We start from the raw sequence: 15,022 nt of genomic DNA on the forward strand, positions 1-15,022 counted from the left end.
ACATCGGAAGGAACCGGAAATGTCCAAGCACGTCGCCGTCCTCATGGGCGGATGGTCCTCCGAGCGTCAGGTCTCCCTGAATTCGGGCCGCGCCTGCGCGGACGCCCTCGAAGGGGAGGGGTTCCGGGTCACGCAGGTGGATGTCGGGCCCGACATCGCCACGGTGCTCACGGAGCTGCGTCCCGACGTGGCCCTCAACGCCCTGCACGGCCCGGCCGGCGAGGACGGCACGATCCAGGGGCTGCTCGAGATCCTGCGCATCCCCTACACCCATTCGGGCGTCCTGGCCTCGGCCCTGGCGATGCATAAGGAACGTGCCAAAACGATCATGAAGGCCGCCGGGGTGAGCGTTCCGGAGGGGCGGGTCGTTAACCGTCATGATGCCGCGAAGGCACACCCGTTAACTCCGCCCTACGTGATCAAACCGATCGCCGAAGGCTCTTCCATGGGCGTCATCATCGTCCGGGACGGGCGCTCCCATCCGCCCCAGATTCTCTCCTCGGACGAGTGGGTCTACGGCGAGCAAGTCCTTGCGGAGACTTACGTTGCGGGCCGCGAGCTCACCTGCGCGGTGATGGGGGACAAGGCGCTCGGGGTCATCGAGATCAAGCCCGCCTCGGGGGAGTGGTACGACTTCGATGCGAAGTACGCCGAGGGGGGGTCGATCCACGTCCTCCCGGCAGAAATTAAACCAAAAATTTACCAGCGTGTCCAAGAGTTGTCGTTAACGGCGCATCAAGCACTTGGATGCCGGGGCATCAGCCGTGCGGACCTTCGTTACGACGACACACCGGGTGGAACCGGTGCCCTCGTCGTCCTGGAGGTCAACACGCAGCCCGGGATGACCAAGACGAGCCTTGTGCCGGAGATCGCAGCCTACGCTGGCTTGAGTTTCGGTGAGCTCGTCCGATGGATGGTGGAGGACGCTACTCTGGGTCGTTGAACGCCGCCGGTCAGGCCGGCGTCGACGGACCCCCCGCGCCCGGATCGGGCTTGCTCGTCGCCGGCCTGGCGGCGCGCCTGCCGCGACTGGTGCGCCCCTTCATGCGCGCGCGCCGTTCGCGGCCCGGGCAGCCGATCGAGCGGCGCATCCCCCGGCATGCGGGCACGCTGACCCTCGCCGTCACCTTCGCCGCCCTGTCGGTGACCGGCTTCGTCGCCAGCGGCCGCTACGACCGCTTCGTGCTGGAAAACGGCCACGTCTCCGACGTCCTGGCGCGGCTGGCCGGTTTCGGCGTGGAGCGCGTCACCATTTCGGGCATCGCCCGTCTCTACGAGCGGGAAGTGCTGCAGGCGGCCGGCATCGACGGCCACTCCTCCGTGGTCTTCCTCGACGTCGCCGAAGCGCGCCAGCGCCTCCTCGACGTGCCGCTGATCGCCAGCGTCTCGGTGCGCAAGGTCTATCCGAACGAGATCGTCATCAACCAGGTCGAGCGCGAGCCCGCCGCCCTGTGGCAGCGCAACGGCGAGATCTCGGTCATCGCCGCCGACGGCACCGTCATCGACGAGATGCGCGACGACCGCTATGCCGCGCTCCCCCTCGTGGTGGGCGAGGAGGCCAACGAGCGCCTCAAGGATTACCTCGCCCTCATCGAGGCGGCGGGCGAGCTCGGCGAGCGGGTCAAGGCCGGCACCTACGTGTCCGGCCGGCGCTGGACCCTGAAGCTCGACGGCGTCGACATCCGCCTTCCCGAGACCGGGGCCGCCGAGGCCCTGGCCCGCCTCGTCAAGCTCGAGCGCGACAGCCGCATCCTCGAGAAGGACATCATCGCCGTGGACCTGCGGCTGCCCGACCGGGTGGTGGTGCGGCTCACGGAGGAGGCGGCCGCCACGCGGGCCGAATCCCAGAAGAAGAAGCCGAAGGGCAAGGGGACCGAGACATGAGCCGTACGATCCGTCCGGCGCCTCTCGCGTCCCGCCACCCCGCCCTTCCCGCCTCCTTTGCCCGGTAACCCGATGCACGCGCAACACGGCCTCACGCCGCGTATGAAACCGCTCTCCGCGCGCCGGAGCACCATCCTCTCGGTGCTCGACATCGGCACGAGCAAGGTGGTCTGCCTCATCGCCGAGCTCCAGCCGGCCGAGGCCCTCACCACCCTGCGCGGACGGACCCATTTCGCCCGCATCATCGGCATCGGGCATCAGCGCTCGCACGGCCTCAAGGGCGGTGCCATCGTCGATCTCGAAGCCGCCGAGGGCGCGATCCGCCAGGCGGTCCACGCCGCCGAGCGGATGGCCAAGGTCGAGGTCCAGTCGGTCATCGTCAACATCTCCGGCGGCCGCCTCGGCTCGCAGCATTTCGAGGCGCAGGTCGGCGTCCGCTCCGGCACCGTCATGGGTGCCGACGTGGAACGCGCCCTGGAGACGGCGAGCGCCCATGGCGTCAGCCCCGGCCGCACCGTGCTCCACGCCCTTCCCACCGGCTACGCCATCGACGGCCAGGGCGCGGTCATCGATCCCACCGGTATGATCGGCCAGTCCCTCGGCGTCGATCTCCACGTGGTCACGGCGGAGGCCGCCGCCGCCCGCAACCTGATGCTCGCGGTGGAACATTGCCATCTCGGCGTCGAGGCGGTGATCGCCACCCCCTATGCCGCCGGGCTCTCCGCCCTCGTGGACGACGAGGCCGAGATGGGCGTCTGCGTCGTCGACATGGGCGGCGGCACCACCAGCTTCGGCGTGTTCGAGGGCGGGCACCTCGTCCACGTGGACGCCCTGGCGGTGGGCGGCCACCACGTCACCATGGACATCGCCCGCGGCCTCTCCACCCGGGTGGTGGCCGCCGAGCGTCTCAAGACCCTCTACGGCTCGGCGATCTCCACCGCCTCCGACGAGCGCGACATGATCGCGGTCCACGGGGTCGGCGAGGACGAGGGCGACGCGCCGACTCACGTGCCGCGCTCGCAGCTCGTGCGGATCATCAAGCCGCGGGTGGAGGAGATCGTCGAACTCGTTCGCGACCGTCTCCGCAACGCGGGTTTCGCCGCCCAGGCCGGCCGCCGGGTGGTGCTGACGGGGGGCGCGAGCCAGCTCGTCGGACTGCCCGAGGTCGCCCGCCGGGTGATGCAGGGCCAGGTGCGGATCGGCCGGCCGCTGGGCATCCGCGGCCTGCCGGAGGCCGCCAAGGGACCCGCCTTCTCCGCCGCGGTGGGCCTGCTGGTCTACCCGCAGGTGGCGCATGCGGAGCATTTTGAGCCGCGGGGGCACGGCGCCATCCTGGGCACCGGGACCGACGGCTACATCCCCCGCGTGTACCGCTGGTTGCGGGAGAGTTTCTAGGGACGAGGCCCGCCCCCGGAAGGGGGTGGGGCGACGACACAATCGGCGCCTCTGCGGAGGCGCTCATCGGCAACGCGAAAACGGCACGAAGGGCTCGACACCATGGCCATCTCTCTCCAGGCGCCTGACATCCGCGAACTCAAGCCCCGCATCACCGTCTTCGGTGTCGGCGGCGCCGGCGGCAACGCCGTCAACAACATGATCGAATCCGGCCTGCTCGGCTGCGAGTTCGTCGTCGCGAACACCGACGCCCAGGCGCTCACCTCCTCCAAGGCCGAGCGCGTGATCCAGATGGGCCTCGGCGTGACGCAGGGGCTCGGCGCCGGTTCGCACCCCGAGGTCGGCTCGGCCGCCGCCGACGAGGTCATCGACGAGATCCGCGACCAGCTCTCGGGCGCGCACATGTGCTTCATCACCGCCGGCATGGGCGGCGGCACCGGCACGGGTGCGGCGCCCGTCATCGCCCGCGCCGCCCGCGACATGGGCATCCTCACCGTCGGCGTCGTGACCAAGCCGTTCCAGTTCGAGGGCGTGCGCCGCATGCGCACCGCCGAGGCCGGCATCCAGGAGCTGCAGGCCGCCGTCGACACCCTCATCGTGATCCCGAACCAGAACCTGTTCAGGGTCGCCAACGAGAAGACCACCTTCGCCGACGCCTTCGCCATGGCCGACCAGGTGCTCTATTCGGGCGTCGCCTGCATCACCGACCTGATGGTCAAGGAAGGCCTCATCAACCTCGACTTCGCCGACGTCCGCGCGATCATGCGCGGCATGGGCAAGGCGATGATGGGCACCGGCGAGGCGTCGGGCGAGAAGCGCGCCAACCGCGCCGCCGAAGCCGCCATCGCCAACCCGCTCCTCGACGACGTGTCGATGAAGGGCGCGCGCGGCCTCCTGATCTCGATCACCGGCGGCAACGACCTCACCCTGTACGAGCTCGACGAGGCTGCCACCCGCATCCGTGAGGAAGTGGATTCGGACGCCAACATCATCCTCGGCGCCACCTTCGACGAGAGCCTCGACGGCATCATCCGCGTCTCCGTGGTGGCCACCGGCATCGAGCCGGCGCTGATCACCGCGCATTCGCAGAACAACCCCGAGATCGTCCAGACCGAGCAGCGGATCGCGGAAGTGGCCGAGCGCCTGCGTGCGGAAGCGAGGGCCAGGGCGGCACAGCCCGCCCCCACCTTTCGTGCCCCCGAGCAGCCGCTGACCGCTCCCGCCCCCATGTCCCAGGCCCCCATGCCCCAGGCGCAGATCCAGCCGCAGGCCCCGCGCCCGGCGGTGTCCGAGCCGGTGGCCCTGGCTCCCGAGCCTCTGCGCATGGAAGCCCCGGCCGCCCCGAAGGGTCACGACGAGGTCGTCCTGACCCAGACGCTGCCGCGCACCGCGATGGCCTACGAGCCCGCTCCCGCCCCGGTCCAGGCTCCGGCCCCCGTGCAGCAGGTCGCCGGCCCGTTCGTGCCGCCGCGTCCGGCCGTGGCGGTGGCCCGCGCCCCGCGCATGCCGCAGATCCAGGACCTGCCGATGCCGGGCCAGGCCCAGCTCCGCGCCCAGCGCGGTGAGGAGCCGGCCGAGCCGGCCGGGGATTCCAAGCGGATGACCCTGCTGCGCCGCCTCGCCACCGTCGGCTTCGGCGGACGCCGCGAGGAGGCCGAGGCCGCCCCGCTGCCCCCCATGCGCGCGCCCGCCCCGCAGGCGGCGCCCCAGCCGGAATACGCCAAGCGCGCACCCGTGGCGGCTCCCCCGGCCTATCGTCCGGCCCAGGGCAACCTCGATGCACAGGGACGTGTGGCCCCCCAGCCCCGTCTGATGGATGACGACCAGCTCGAAATCCCGGCCTTCCTGCGTCGCCAGGCGAACTGAAACGCCACGCTAAGCGGCTGTAGCGGCTTTTATGCAACAAACCCGGGGTCTCGGGACCCCGGGTTTGACGTGCGTTTAAGTCATTGTTCGACAACGCTTATTTGGAACGTGTCCGAGAAGCGTGTCTGTAACAGAGCGTAAGAAAGCGTGATTTGGCTAACGCTTCGGCCGCCGCGTATACGATTTTTGGAACGAAAAAGGCGCGGCGGTTTCGCCGTCAGCGCTCGCAGGGGCTTCAAGCAGCGGACGGGTCAAGAGGCGGCGCAATCCCGTAATCCAGGGAGAGCGAGCCTGATCACGGCCGAGGGCTAGGGAATGCGGACGAACCAACAGATCACGCTCAAGGGCCCGGCCACGCTTCGTGGCATCGGCGTCCATTCCGGGAAGCCGGTGGAGATCACGCTCCACCCCGCTGCCGCCAATCACGGAATCTGCTTCCTCCGGACCGGAATGCCCACGGGCCACGACCGGCTCATCAAGGCCCATCACGCCTGCGTCTCCGCCACCGAGTTGTGCACCGTCATCGGTGACGTGGAGAGCGGCGCGGTCGCCACCATCGAGCACCTGATGTCCGCCCTCTACGGGCTCGGCATCGACAACGTCCTCGTCGAGATCGACGGGCCGGAAATGCCGATCCTCGACGGCAGCGCCCGTCTCTACGTCGAAGCCATCGACGCCGTCGGCATCACCACCTGCGGGGCGCCCCGCCGCTGGATCAAGGTGCTCCGCACCGTCCGCATCGAGGTCGGACGCGCCTTCGCCGAACTCCGTCCCATCGACCGCGGCTTCCGCCTCGACGTGGAGATCGACTTCGACAACCCGGTGATCGGCCGCAGCCGCAAGGCGATGGACCTGAACCCCGCCGCCTACCGCCGTGAGATCGCCGGCGCCCGCACCTTCGGCATGATGAAGGACGTGGAGCGCTACTGGAAAGCCGGCTTCGCCCTCGGCGCCTCCCTCGAGAACACCGTGGCCGTCGGCGACAACGCCGTCGTCAACCCCGAGGGTCTGCGCTACGCCGACGAGTTCGTACGCCACAAGTATCTCGATGCCGTCGGCGACCTGGCCCTCGCCGGCCTGCCGATCCAGGGCGCCTACCGCTCCTATTGCGGCGGTCACCGGATGAATGTCGGCGTCCTCGACGCGCTGTTCGCCGACCGCGCCAACTACACGATCATCGAAGCGCCCGGCGCCCGCCGCGAGACCGCCCGGCCGGAATTCGGCGTCGGTCTCAGCCTCGCCGCCTTCGCCAGCGACCTGTAACTCTTAAGCAACATCCTCGCTTCGATTGCGTCCGCCGCTCGGCCGCCGCTTTCACGCCCAAATCGGACGCCACTGGTGACTCGTCCGTGACAAGAGGCGAGGTCGCGTGTGCCCCATCGAGGCACATGGGCCGTGGCACCGTGCCGTCAGCCACTCGACCGACATTTGTGATGGCTTGACGATGCGGCCCCCTCGACGGGTCCATCTGTTGGGGGAACCGGAATGCGTCTCAACGATCGTAACCGCGGGGCGACGGCAGCCGTGCTCCTGACGCTGTGCGGCCTCGGCCTCGGTGGCTGCGACGCCCTCGACTCGATCAATCCCTTCGCCGAGAAGTACAAGCCCGAGGTCATTCCGGACGTCCCGGCCGACAAGCTCTACAGCGAGGGCTTGGCCAAGATGGAAGACAAGGATTTTGAGGGCGCGTCGAAGAAGTTCGGCGAACTCGACAAGGCCTATGCCTATTCCGACTGGTCGCGCAAAGCGCTGCTGATGACCGCCTACTCGAATTACGAGGGCGCCAAGTACGACGACGCCATCAACGCCTCGAAGCGCTACCTGCAGCGCCACCCGGCGAGCAAGGACGCGGCCTACGCCCAGTACCTGATGGCGATGTCGCATTATAAGCAGATCCCCGACGTGACCCGCGACCAGGACCGCTCCGAGAAGGCGCTGGCCGGTCTGCAGGAACTCGTCCAGAAATACCCGACCTCGGAATACGCCGCGGACGCCAAGGCCAAGATCCAGATCACCCGCGACCAACTCGCCGGCAAGGAGATGGAAGTCGGCCGTTTCTACCTGGAGCGCCGCAACTTCCCCGCCGCGATCAACCGGTTCCGCGACGTGGTGAGCAAGTACCAGACGACCCGCCACGCGGAAGAGGCGCTGGAGCGCCTGGTGGAGGCCTACATGGCGCTCGGCATCACCGCCGAGGCGCAGACCGCCGCCGCCGTGCTCGGCCACAACTTCCCCGACAGCCCCTGGTACAAGGACGCCTTCGCGCTCCTTCAGAACGGCGGCCTGGAGCCCCGCGAGGAGAAGACCTCCTGGCTGAGCAAGGTCTATCGCGGCGTCATCGGCCGCACCGCCGACGCGCGCTAGAACCCATCGCCTCAGCCCGCGACGACGCACGTGTCGATCGCGGGCCATTTTTCGGGTGAAGCGGCCGCCGCTTCGCCGTAAGACGTGGCCACCGTATCCAACGAGGCCCACCCCGCGGCATGCTGAGCCAGCTCGCGATCCGCGACATCGTTCTCATCGATAAGCTCGCCCTGAACTTCCGCGAAGGCCTCAGCGTCCTGACCGGGGAGACGGGCGCGGGCAAATCGATCCTGCTCGACGCCTTCGCCCTGGCCCTGGGCGGGCGCGGCGATGGCGGCCTCGTGCGCCACGGCGAAGGGCAGGGCGGGGTCACCGCCGTGTTCGACGTGCCCCTCGACCATCCCGCCCGCCGCCTCGCCGCCGAGGCCGATCTCGATACCGAGGGCGACCTGATCCTGCGCCGGGTGCAGATGGCCGACGGCCGCACCCGCGCCTTCGTCAACGACCAGGCCGTGGGCGTCCAGGTCCTGCGGGCCATCGGCGCCACCCTGGTGGAGATCCACGGCCAGCACGACGACCGGGCGCTCGCCGATCCCGGTACCCACCGCGCCATCCTCGATGCCTTCGGCGGATTGCAGGGCCCCCTCGCGGCGGTGGGGGAGGCGGCCAAGCGCGTGCGCGCCGCCCGTTCCGACCTGGCCGAGCACCGCGCCAGGGTGGAGGCCGCACGCAAGGAGGTCGACTTCCTGCGCCATGCGGCATCGGAACTGGAGACGCTCGATCCCCAGGCCGGCGAGGAGACCTCGCTGGCCGAGCGCCGCATGGTCATGCAGCAGAGCGAGAAGGTGGCCCGCGAGCTCTCCGAGGCGATCGAGGCGGCGGGCGGACCGAATTCCGCCGTGTCCCACCTCTCCTCGGCCCTGCGCAAGCTGGAGCGGCGGGCGAGCCAGATCCCGGCCCTGGTGGAGCCCTGCATCGCGGCCCTCGACGCCGCGCTCTCCGCCCTCGACGAGGCCCATTCCGTCCTCGACACGGCCCTGCGCGAATCCGAGTTCGACCCGCGTGAACTGGAGCAGGTGGAGGAGCGGCTGTTCGCCCTCCGCGCCGCCTCCCGCAAGTATCAGGTGCCGGTGGACGATCTCGCCGCGCTGCGTCAGCGCTACGAGGCGGATGTGGCCGCCATCGATGCCGGCGAGGAAGCCCTCGGGGGCCTCGAGGCGACGCTGGCCCAGGCGGAGGCGGCCTATGCCAAGGCCGCCACCAAGCTCGGCGAGGGCCGCCGCAAGGCCGCCAAGGCTCTCGACCTCGCGGTGAAGGCCGAGCTGCCCCCCCTCAAGCTGGAACGCGCCCGCTTCATCACCGAGATCGCCACCGATCCCGAATCGCGCGATCCGGCCGGCTACGAACGCGTCGAGTTCTGGGCGCAGACCAACCCCGGGACGCGGCCCGGCCCGATGATGAAGGTGGCGTCGGGCGGCGAGCTCTCGCGTTTCATGCTCGCCCTCAAGGTGGTCCTGGCCGACAAGGGCTCGGCCCCGACCCTGATCTTCGACGAGATCGATACCGGGGTCGGCGGCGCCGTGGCCGATGCCATCGGCGCCCGCCTCGCCCGTCTCGCGGCGGGCGTCCAGGTCGTGGCCGTGACCCATGCGCCCCAGGTCGCCGCGCGGGCCGAGACGCATTTCCTCATCGCCAAGGATCCGGTGAAGGGCCGCGACCGGGTCGCCACCCGCGTCTCCGCCCTCGAAGCGCCCGCCCGCCGGGAGGAGATCGCCCGCATGCTGGCCGGCGCCACGGTCACCGACGAGGCCCGCGCGGCGGCCGCGCGCCTGCTTCAATCCACGGATGTCTGACGGGCGATCTTAACCTTCGGTTAACCATCTTGCGCGATGGTATGGGTACGACGCAGGGATTCTTACGGAAACGCGTCGGCACAACGGGAGATCGCGTGATGGATCTGGGAGACGGTGAGACCGATCCCCGGCCTGTGAGCGAAGCGGACGGGCTGCCGATTCTGACGAGTCCGACCCGCCACCATCTCGGCGGCGCGCTTCGGGCGATCTACGAGGACACGTTCGACACCCAGCCGATTCCCGACGGCCAGATCGACCTGCTCCTGCGCCTCCGGCACAAGGAACGCGACCGCCGCCGCGTGGGCTGACGCGTCCCGGTTCCGTCGCTCCCTTGGCCCGTCGCCCCTACCAGCGGCGCGCCCCCGGCATGCGCTGGTACTCGGCGCCGCGGATCAGGGTCATGACCGCGTCGAGCTCCGCCAGGAGGGCGCGCTCCTCCGCGCCGGCCTTCTCCACCTCGTCCGGATCGGTCCCGAACTGCCGGCGCTGCTGGGCACGGGAGAGGCCGAGCTCCAGATCCTCCCTGCGCGCATGCAGGGCGAGGAAATCGGCATCGCCATCACCCCCGGTGGGTGTCACGCGCGAATCGTTCTCCAAGATGCTGACCTTCCAGGACGGCTGGCGGGACGGGCTGCTCCGTCGTCGCCATCGCCGAATCGTATAACGCACGAGGCCGTGAAACCGTGCCGCCTCGTCCGGGCACCGGTCAAGACCCCGCTTTCTCCCCGTCCCGCAGCGGCAAGCCGATCAACGGACGGCCCGTGTCATCGATCTGTCATGGCTCCGTCATAGAGCCAGCATCATCGGGCGGGTAACGGTGCGCTGCGGCAGGACCGCTCTTGCAGCGCGGCACGTACAGCGCCCGGACAGATTACGGAGAGCCACCGTGAAACCCTTCCATTTCGCCCTCGCCATCGGGCTCGCCACCGCGCAGTTCGGCGCCGTCGCCCAGGCCGCCGACATCACCGGTGCCGGTGCGACCTTCCCCTTCCCGGTCTATTCGAAATGGGCCGAGGCCTATCGCAAGGAGACCGGCACGGGCCTCAACTACCAGTCCATCGGCTCGGGCGGCGGCATCAAGCAGATCCAGGCCAAGACCGTCGATTTCGGAGCCACCGACGCGCCCCTCAAGGGTCCGGCCCTGGAGAAGGACGGCCTCGTCCAGTTCCCCACCGTCATGGGCGGCGTCGTCACCGTGGTGAACATCGCCGGCGTCGAGCCGGGCAAGCTCAAGCTCACCGGTGAACTCATCGCCGACATCTACGCCAACAAGATCACCAAGTGGAGCGATGCCAAGATCGCCGCGCTCAACCAGGGGCTGAAGCTCCCCGACTCGCCGATCACGCCGGTCTACCGTTCGGACGCGTCGGGCACGACCAGCATCTTCACCACCTATCTCAGCGCGGTCTCCGAGAGCTGGAAGAAGGAATTCGGTGCGGCCACCACGGTCAGCTGGCCCGCCGGCCAGGGCGGCAAGGGCAACGAGGGCGTCACCGCCACCGTCAAGCAGGTGCCGAACTCCATCGGCTACGTGGAATCGGCCTACGCCAAGCAGAACAAGCTCAGCTACGCGCTGATCCAGAACAAGGCCGGCAAGTTCCCGGCCCCCGACGACAAGGCGTTCCAGGCCGCCGCCGCCTCCGCCGACTGGAAGGCCGCCCCGGGCTTCGGCATCTCCCTCGTGAACCAGGCCGGCGACGATGCCTGGCCGATCACCGCGGCCACCTTCATCCTCGTCTACAAGGACCCGGCCGATCCGGCGAAGTCCGCCGACGTGCTCAAGTTCTTCGATTGGGCCTACAAGAACGGCGACAAGCTCGCCACCGACCTCGACTACGTGCCCCTGCCCGACAACGTCGTCTCCCTCGTCCACACCGAGTGGAAGGAGATCAAGGGCAAGGACGGCAAGCCCGTCTTCTGAAAGAGGCCCGTCTTCCGAGGCGGTCCCCGAACCGATCTCCTGAAACCGCGCAGGCCCGGCAAAAACGCCGGGCCTGCGCCACGAGAGGGCGCGGTGTTGCACCTCGCCACTCGCGACCTCGCACGATACGAGCCCTCAAGGTGAAGAAGCAGACGTCGGATGGCCGCCTTGACTGATCAGATCTCGCTGGCCCGGACGGGCTCCCGCGCCCGCAAGAAGCCGGGCGGCCTCGGCGACCAGCTGTTCCGCGCGGCGTCCTACGCGTCGGCGCTGCTGGTGCTCCTCTTCCTGGCGGGGATCCTCGCCTCCATCGCCTATGGCGGCTGGCCGGCCTTCGCCGAGTTCGGCCTCGGCTTCGTCACCTCCAGCGCCTGGAACATCGGCCAGGAGCAGTACGGCGCCCTCGTGGCCATCGTCGGCACCCTGGTCTCGGCCCTTCTCGCCCTCGTCATCGGCGTGCCGATCTCCATCGGCATCGCCGTCTACCTGACCCAGCTCTGTCCCGGCTGGGCGAGGAAGCCCGTCTCGATGACGATCGAGCTGCTCGCCTCGGTGCCGAGCATCATCTACGGCATGTGGGGCCTGTTCATCTTCGCCCCGCTCTTCGCCCATTACGTGCAGATGCCGGTGTCGAGCCTCGTCGAGGGCCTGCCCATCGTCGGCACGCTGTTCTACGCCCGCGTTCCCTCGGGCGTCGGCATCCTCACGGCGGGCATCATCCTCGCCATCATGATCGTGCCCTTCGTCGCCTCGATCACCCGCGACATGCTCGACCAGATCCCCACCGTGCTGCGCGAGAGCGCCTACGGCATCGGCTGCACCACCTGGGAGGTGGTGCGCCACGTCCTGGTGCCGCAGGCGTCGGTCTCGATCATCGGCGCGGTGATGCTCGGCCTCGGCCGCGCCCTGGGCGAAACCATGGCGGTGACCTTCGTCATCGGCAACGCCAACCGTCTGTCCGGCTCGATCTTCGATCCCGGCTCCACCATCGCCTCGCGCATCGCCAACGAGTTCAACGAGGCCGACGGCCTGCAGCTCAACGCGCTGATGGCTCTGGGCTGCATCCTCTTCGTCATCACCTTCGTCGTCCTGATCGTCGCACGCCTGCTCGTCCGGCGCGTGAAGGTCGCCTGAGCCCCCTGGAGCCCGCACCATGGACGCCGTGAACACCCTCCGGACCAACGACGCGCCGCCGCTGAAGGCCAGCCGCGTCCGATCGGGCCGCCGCGTGGCCGACAAGCTGCTCATCGTCGGAAGCACCCTGGCGACGCTGATCGGCATCGTCGTCCTCGGCTCGATCCTGCTCATGCTCATCGTCGAAGGCGTGAAGGGCTTCTCGCCCCTGCTCTTCACCGAACCGACCCCCGGCCCCGGATCGGAAGGCGGCGGCATCGCCAACGCCATCCTCGGCAGCCTGGTCCTGACGCTGATCGGCATCGTCATCGCGACCCCGGTGGGCGTCATGGCCGGCACCTATCTCGCCGAGTACGGCCGCCACTCGAAGCTCGCCGACGTGATCCGCTTCCTCAACGACATCCTGCTCTCGGCGCCCTCGATCCTGATCGGCCTGTTCGTCTACACCCTGATGGTGCGGCCGATGGGGACCTATTCGGGCTGGGCCGGCGGGGTGGCGCTGGCCATCATCGCCACCCCGGTGATCGTGCGCACCACGGAGGACATGCTCCGCCTCGTGCCCTCGACCCTGCGCGAGGCCGGCGCGGCTTTGGGCGCACCGCCCTCCATCGTCATCCGGAGCATCACCTGGCGCGGCGCCAGCGCCGGCATCGTCACCGGCATCATCCTGGCGCTCGCCCGCATCGCCGGCGAGACCGCGCCGCTGCTCTTCACCGCGCTCAACAACAACAGCTGGTTCTCGGCGAACCTCATGGGCGGCATCCCGAACCTTCCGGTGATGATCTACCAGTTCGCCCTCTCGCCCTATTCGAACTGGCAGCAGCTCGCCTGGGCCGGCGCCCTCCTCATCACCGCCACGATCCTCGCCCTCTCGATCGTGGCCCGCTTCGTCATCAAGAGCGAGCGGGCGCGCTGACCCCGCGCCCCCGTCCCTTCCCGCCCTCGACAAGGACACGCACCCGATGAACGCCGCTCCCGCGATCACGCAAGCCCAGCTGACCGGCCGCCACAAGGCCGACGAGCAGGCCCCCGTGCGCATCGCCGTGAAGGACCTGAACTTCTATTACGGCTCGTTCCACGGCCTGAAGTCGGTCAACCTCAACTTCCACGACCGGCAGGTCACCGCGCTGATCGGCCCGTCCGGCTGCGGGAAGTCGACCCTCCTGCGCACCTTCAACCGGATCTACAGCCTCTATCCCGAGCAGCGCGCCGAGGGGCAGATCCTCCTCGACGGCCAGAACGTCCTCGACGCCAAGGTCGACCTCAACGAGCTGCGCTCGCGCATCGGCATGGTGTTCCAGAAGCCGACGCCGTTCCCGATGTCGATCTACGACAACGTCGCCTTCGGCCTGCGCCTCTACGAGAAGCTGCCCAAGGCCGATCTCGACGTCCGCGTCGAGGAATCCCTGCGCAAGGCCGCCCTCTGGGACGAGGTGAAGGACAAGCTCAAGCAGTCCGGCATGGGACTGTCGGGCGGTCAGCAGCAGCGCCTCTGCATCGCCCGCACCGTGGCCCAGCGTCCCGAGGTGATCCTGTTCGACGAGCCGACCTCGGCCCTCGACCCGATCTCCACCGGCCGCATCGAGGAACTGATCGAGCAGTTGCGCGCCGAGTTCACCATCGTCATCGTCACGCACAACATGCAGCAGGCGGCCCGCATCTCGCAGTTCACGGCGTTCATGTATCTCGGCGAACTGGTGGAGTTCGGCCCGACCACGCGGATCTTCATGAACCCCGAGAAGCGCCAGACCCAGGACTACATCACCGGCCGCTTCGGCTGAGCCCGCCGGCGCCGCTTTTCGCGGCACCGGTCCCGATCTACGCGATGCAGGCCGCCCGAGGCGGCCTCGGTCGAGGAGTGCGAGCATGCCCAACCACATCGTCAGTTCCTACGACACGGAACTGGAAAACCTGCGCCGCTCGATTTCCGAGATGGGCGGGATCGCCGAGAAGATGATGACCGATTCCGGCAACGCCCTGGTGCGCCGGGACGTGCCCCTGGCGCAGGCGGTGATCGGCGCCGACAAGCGCCTCGACGCCCTCCAGCACGAGATCGAGGAGCGGGCGATCCTGCTCATCGCCAAGCGCCAGCCCCTCGCCATCGACCTGCGCGAGACGGTCTCGGCGATTCGCGTCTCCAACGACCTGGAGCGGATCGGCGACCTGTCGAAGAACGTCGCCAAGCGCGTGGTGGCCATCGCCGAGCAGATCCAGCCGCAGAAGATCGTCATCGCCGTCCAGCACATGGGCGATCTGGTGCAGGAGCAGCTGAAGGACGTCCTCGACGCCTATGCCAGCCAGGACGTGAAGGCCGCCCTCGACGTCTGGGAGCGCGACGATTCCATCGACGCCCTCTACAACTCGCTCTTCCGCGAGTTGCTGACCTACATGATGGAAGATCCGCGCAATATCTCGTTCTGCACGCATCTCCTGTTCTGCGCCAAGAACATCGAGCGGATCGGCGACCACACCACCAACATCGCCGAGACGATCCATTACCTCGTCACCGGGACGAACGAACTCGCCGAAGGCGACAGGCCGAAGAACGACGCGTCGAACTACGCCACGGTGTCGTTGCCCGCCAGCGCCTGACCGTCCCTCCGGTCGGGCCGTTCCGGCTCGATCTTCGCGCGGCCGTCCTGTGCGTGACGGGACGGTCGCCATC

General features: G+C 68.8%; 14 protein-coding genes. 13 read left to right on the top strand and 1 reads right to left on the bottom strand.

What is annotated here, in order from left to right; genetic code table 11:
• Positions 1–19 precede the first annotated feature (19 nt).
• From MKK51_RS05425 to MKK51_RS05460, 8 genes are all read left to right on the top strand, one after another.
• Positions 20–943, top strand: a complete 924-nt coding sequence (locus tag MKK51_RS05425) for a D-alanine--D-alanine ligase (RefSeq protein ID WP_243975495.1) — start codon at positions 20–22, stop codon at positions 941–943.
• Entirely contained in the window at positions 910–1,884 is a 975-nt protein-coding gene (locus MKK51_RS05430; RefSeq protein WP_243975497.1) for a cell division protein FtsQ/DivIB, read from the top strand. Before MKK51_RS05425 ends, MKK51_RS05430 begins: the two co-directional genes overlap by 34 nt.
• Positions 1,885–1,956: 72 nt before the next feature.
• Entirely contained in the window at positions 1,957–3,279 is a 1,323-nt protein-coding gene (gene ftsA / locus MKK51_RS05435) for a cell division protein FtsA (RefSeq protein ID WP_243975499.1), read from the top strand.
• A gap of 102 nt (positions 3,280–3,381) precedes the next feature.
• Positions 3,382–5,145: a cell division protein FtsZ gene (gene ftsZ, locus MKK51_RS05440; protein ID WP_243975500.1), complete on the top strand. Its 1,764-nt coding sequence runs from the start codon at positions 3,382–3,384 to the stop codon at positions 5,143–5,145.
• Positions 5,146–5,460: 315 nt separating this feature from the next.
• Positions 5,461–6,408 carry a UDP-3-O-acyl-N-acetylglucosamine deacetylase gene (gene lpxC / locus MKK51_RS05445; RefSeq protein WP_243975501.1) on the top strand — a complete coding sequence of 316 codons (948 nt, stop codon included), beginning with the start codon at positions 5,461–5,463 and terminating at the stop codon, positions 6,406–6,408.
• 222 nt (positions 6,409–6,630) lie between these two features.
• The gene (locus MKK51_RS05450) at positions 6,631–7,509 is read left to right on the top strand and encodes an outer membrane protein assembly factor BamD (RefSeq protein WP_243975502.1); all 879 of its coding nucleotides are present in this window, start codon (positions 6,631–6,633) and stop codon (positions 7,507–7,509) included.
• A 119-nt stretch (positions 7,510–7,628) separates the two neighbouring features.
• Positions 7,629–9,302, top strand: a complete 1,674-nt coding sequence (gene recN / locus MKK51_RS05455; protein WP_243975503.1) for a DNA repair protein RecN — start codon at positions 7,629–7,631, stop codon at positions 9,300–9,302.
• Positions 9,303–9,400: 98 nt separating this feature from the next.
• Complete coding sequence (locus MKK51_RS05460; RefSeq protein WP_243975504.1) at positions 9,401–9,610, top strand: hypothetical protein; 210 nt, start codon at positions 9,401–9,403, stop codon at positions 9,608–9,610.
• A gap of 37 nt (positions 9,611–9,647) precedes the next feature.
• On the opposite strand, the gene MKK51_RS05465 is transcribed toward MKK51_RS05460, so the two are convergent.
• Positions 9,648–9,881, bottom strand: coding sequence for a hypothetical protein (locus MKK51_RS05465; RefSeq protein WP_409565624.1), 234 nt, complete (start codon positions 9,879–9,881; stop codon positions 9,648–9,650).
• A 307-nt stretch (positions 9,882–10,188) separates the two neighbouring features.
• Here MKK51_RS05465 and pstS point away from each other — a divergent pair, with 307 nt between their 5' ends.
• The 5 genes from pstS (at position 10,189) to phoU (ending at position 14,949) form a co-directional block, all read left to right on the top strand.
• Positions 10,189–11,223, top strand: coding sequence for a phosphate ABC transporter substrate-binding protein PstS (gene pstS / locus MKK51_RS05470; RefSeq protein ID WP_243975506.1), 1,035 nt, complete (start codon positions 10,189–10,191; stop codon positions 11,221–11,223).
• 159 nt (positions 11,224–11,382) lie between these two features.
• On the top strand, positions 11,383–12,357 hold the full coding sequence (gene pstC, locus MKK51_RS05475) for a phosphate ABC transporter permease subunit PstC (RefSeq protein ID WP_243975507.1): 975 nt from the start codon (positions 11,383–11,385) through the stop codon (positions 12,355–12,357).
• A gap of 19 nt (positions 12,358–12,376) precedes the next feature.
• Complete coding sequence (gene pstA / locus MKK51_RS05480) at positions 12,377–13,273, top strand: phosphate ABC transporter permease PstA (protein WP_243975508.1); 897 nt, start codon at positions 12,377–12,379, stop codon at positions 13,271–13,273.
• A gap of 46 nt (positions 13,274–13,319) precedes the next feature.
• Positions 13,320–14,138, top strand: a complete 819-nt coding sequence (pstB, locus tag MKK51_RS05485) for a phosphate ABC transporter ATP-binding protein PstB (RefSeq protein ID WP_243975509.1) — start codon at positions 13,320–13,322, stop codon at positions 14,136–14,138.
• 85 nt (positions 14,139–14,223) lie between these two features.
• Positions 14,224–14,949: a phosphate signaling complex protein PhoU gene (gene phoU / locus MKK51_RS05490; RefSeq protein WP_243975511.1), complete on the top strand. Its 726-nt coding sequence runs from the start codon at positions 14,224–14,226 to the stop codon at positions 14,947–14,949.
• Positions 14,950–15,022: the final 73 nt, after the last annotated feature.

The sequence above is a fragment of the Methylobacterium sp. E-045 genome, from assembly GCF_022829685.1.
GTDB lineage: Bacteria > Pseudomonadota > Alphaproteobacteria > Rhizobiales > Beijerinckiaceae > Methylobacterium.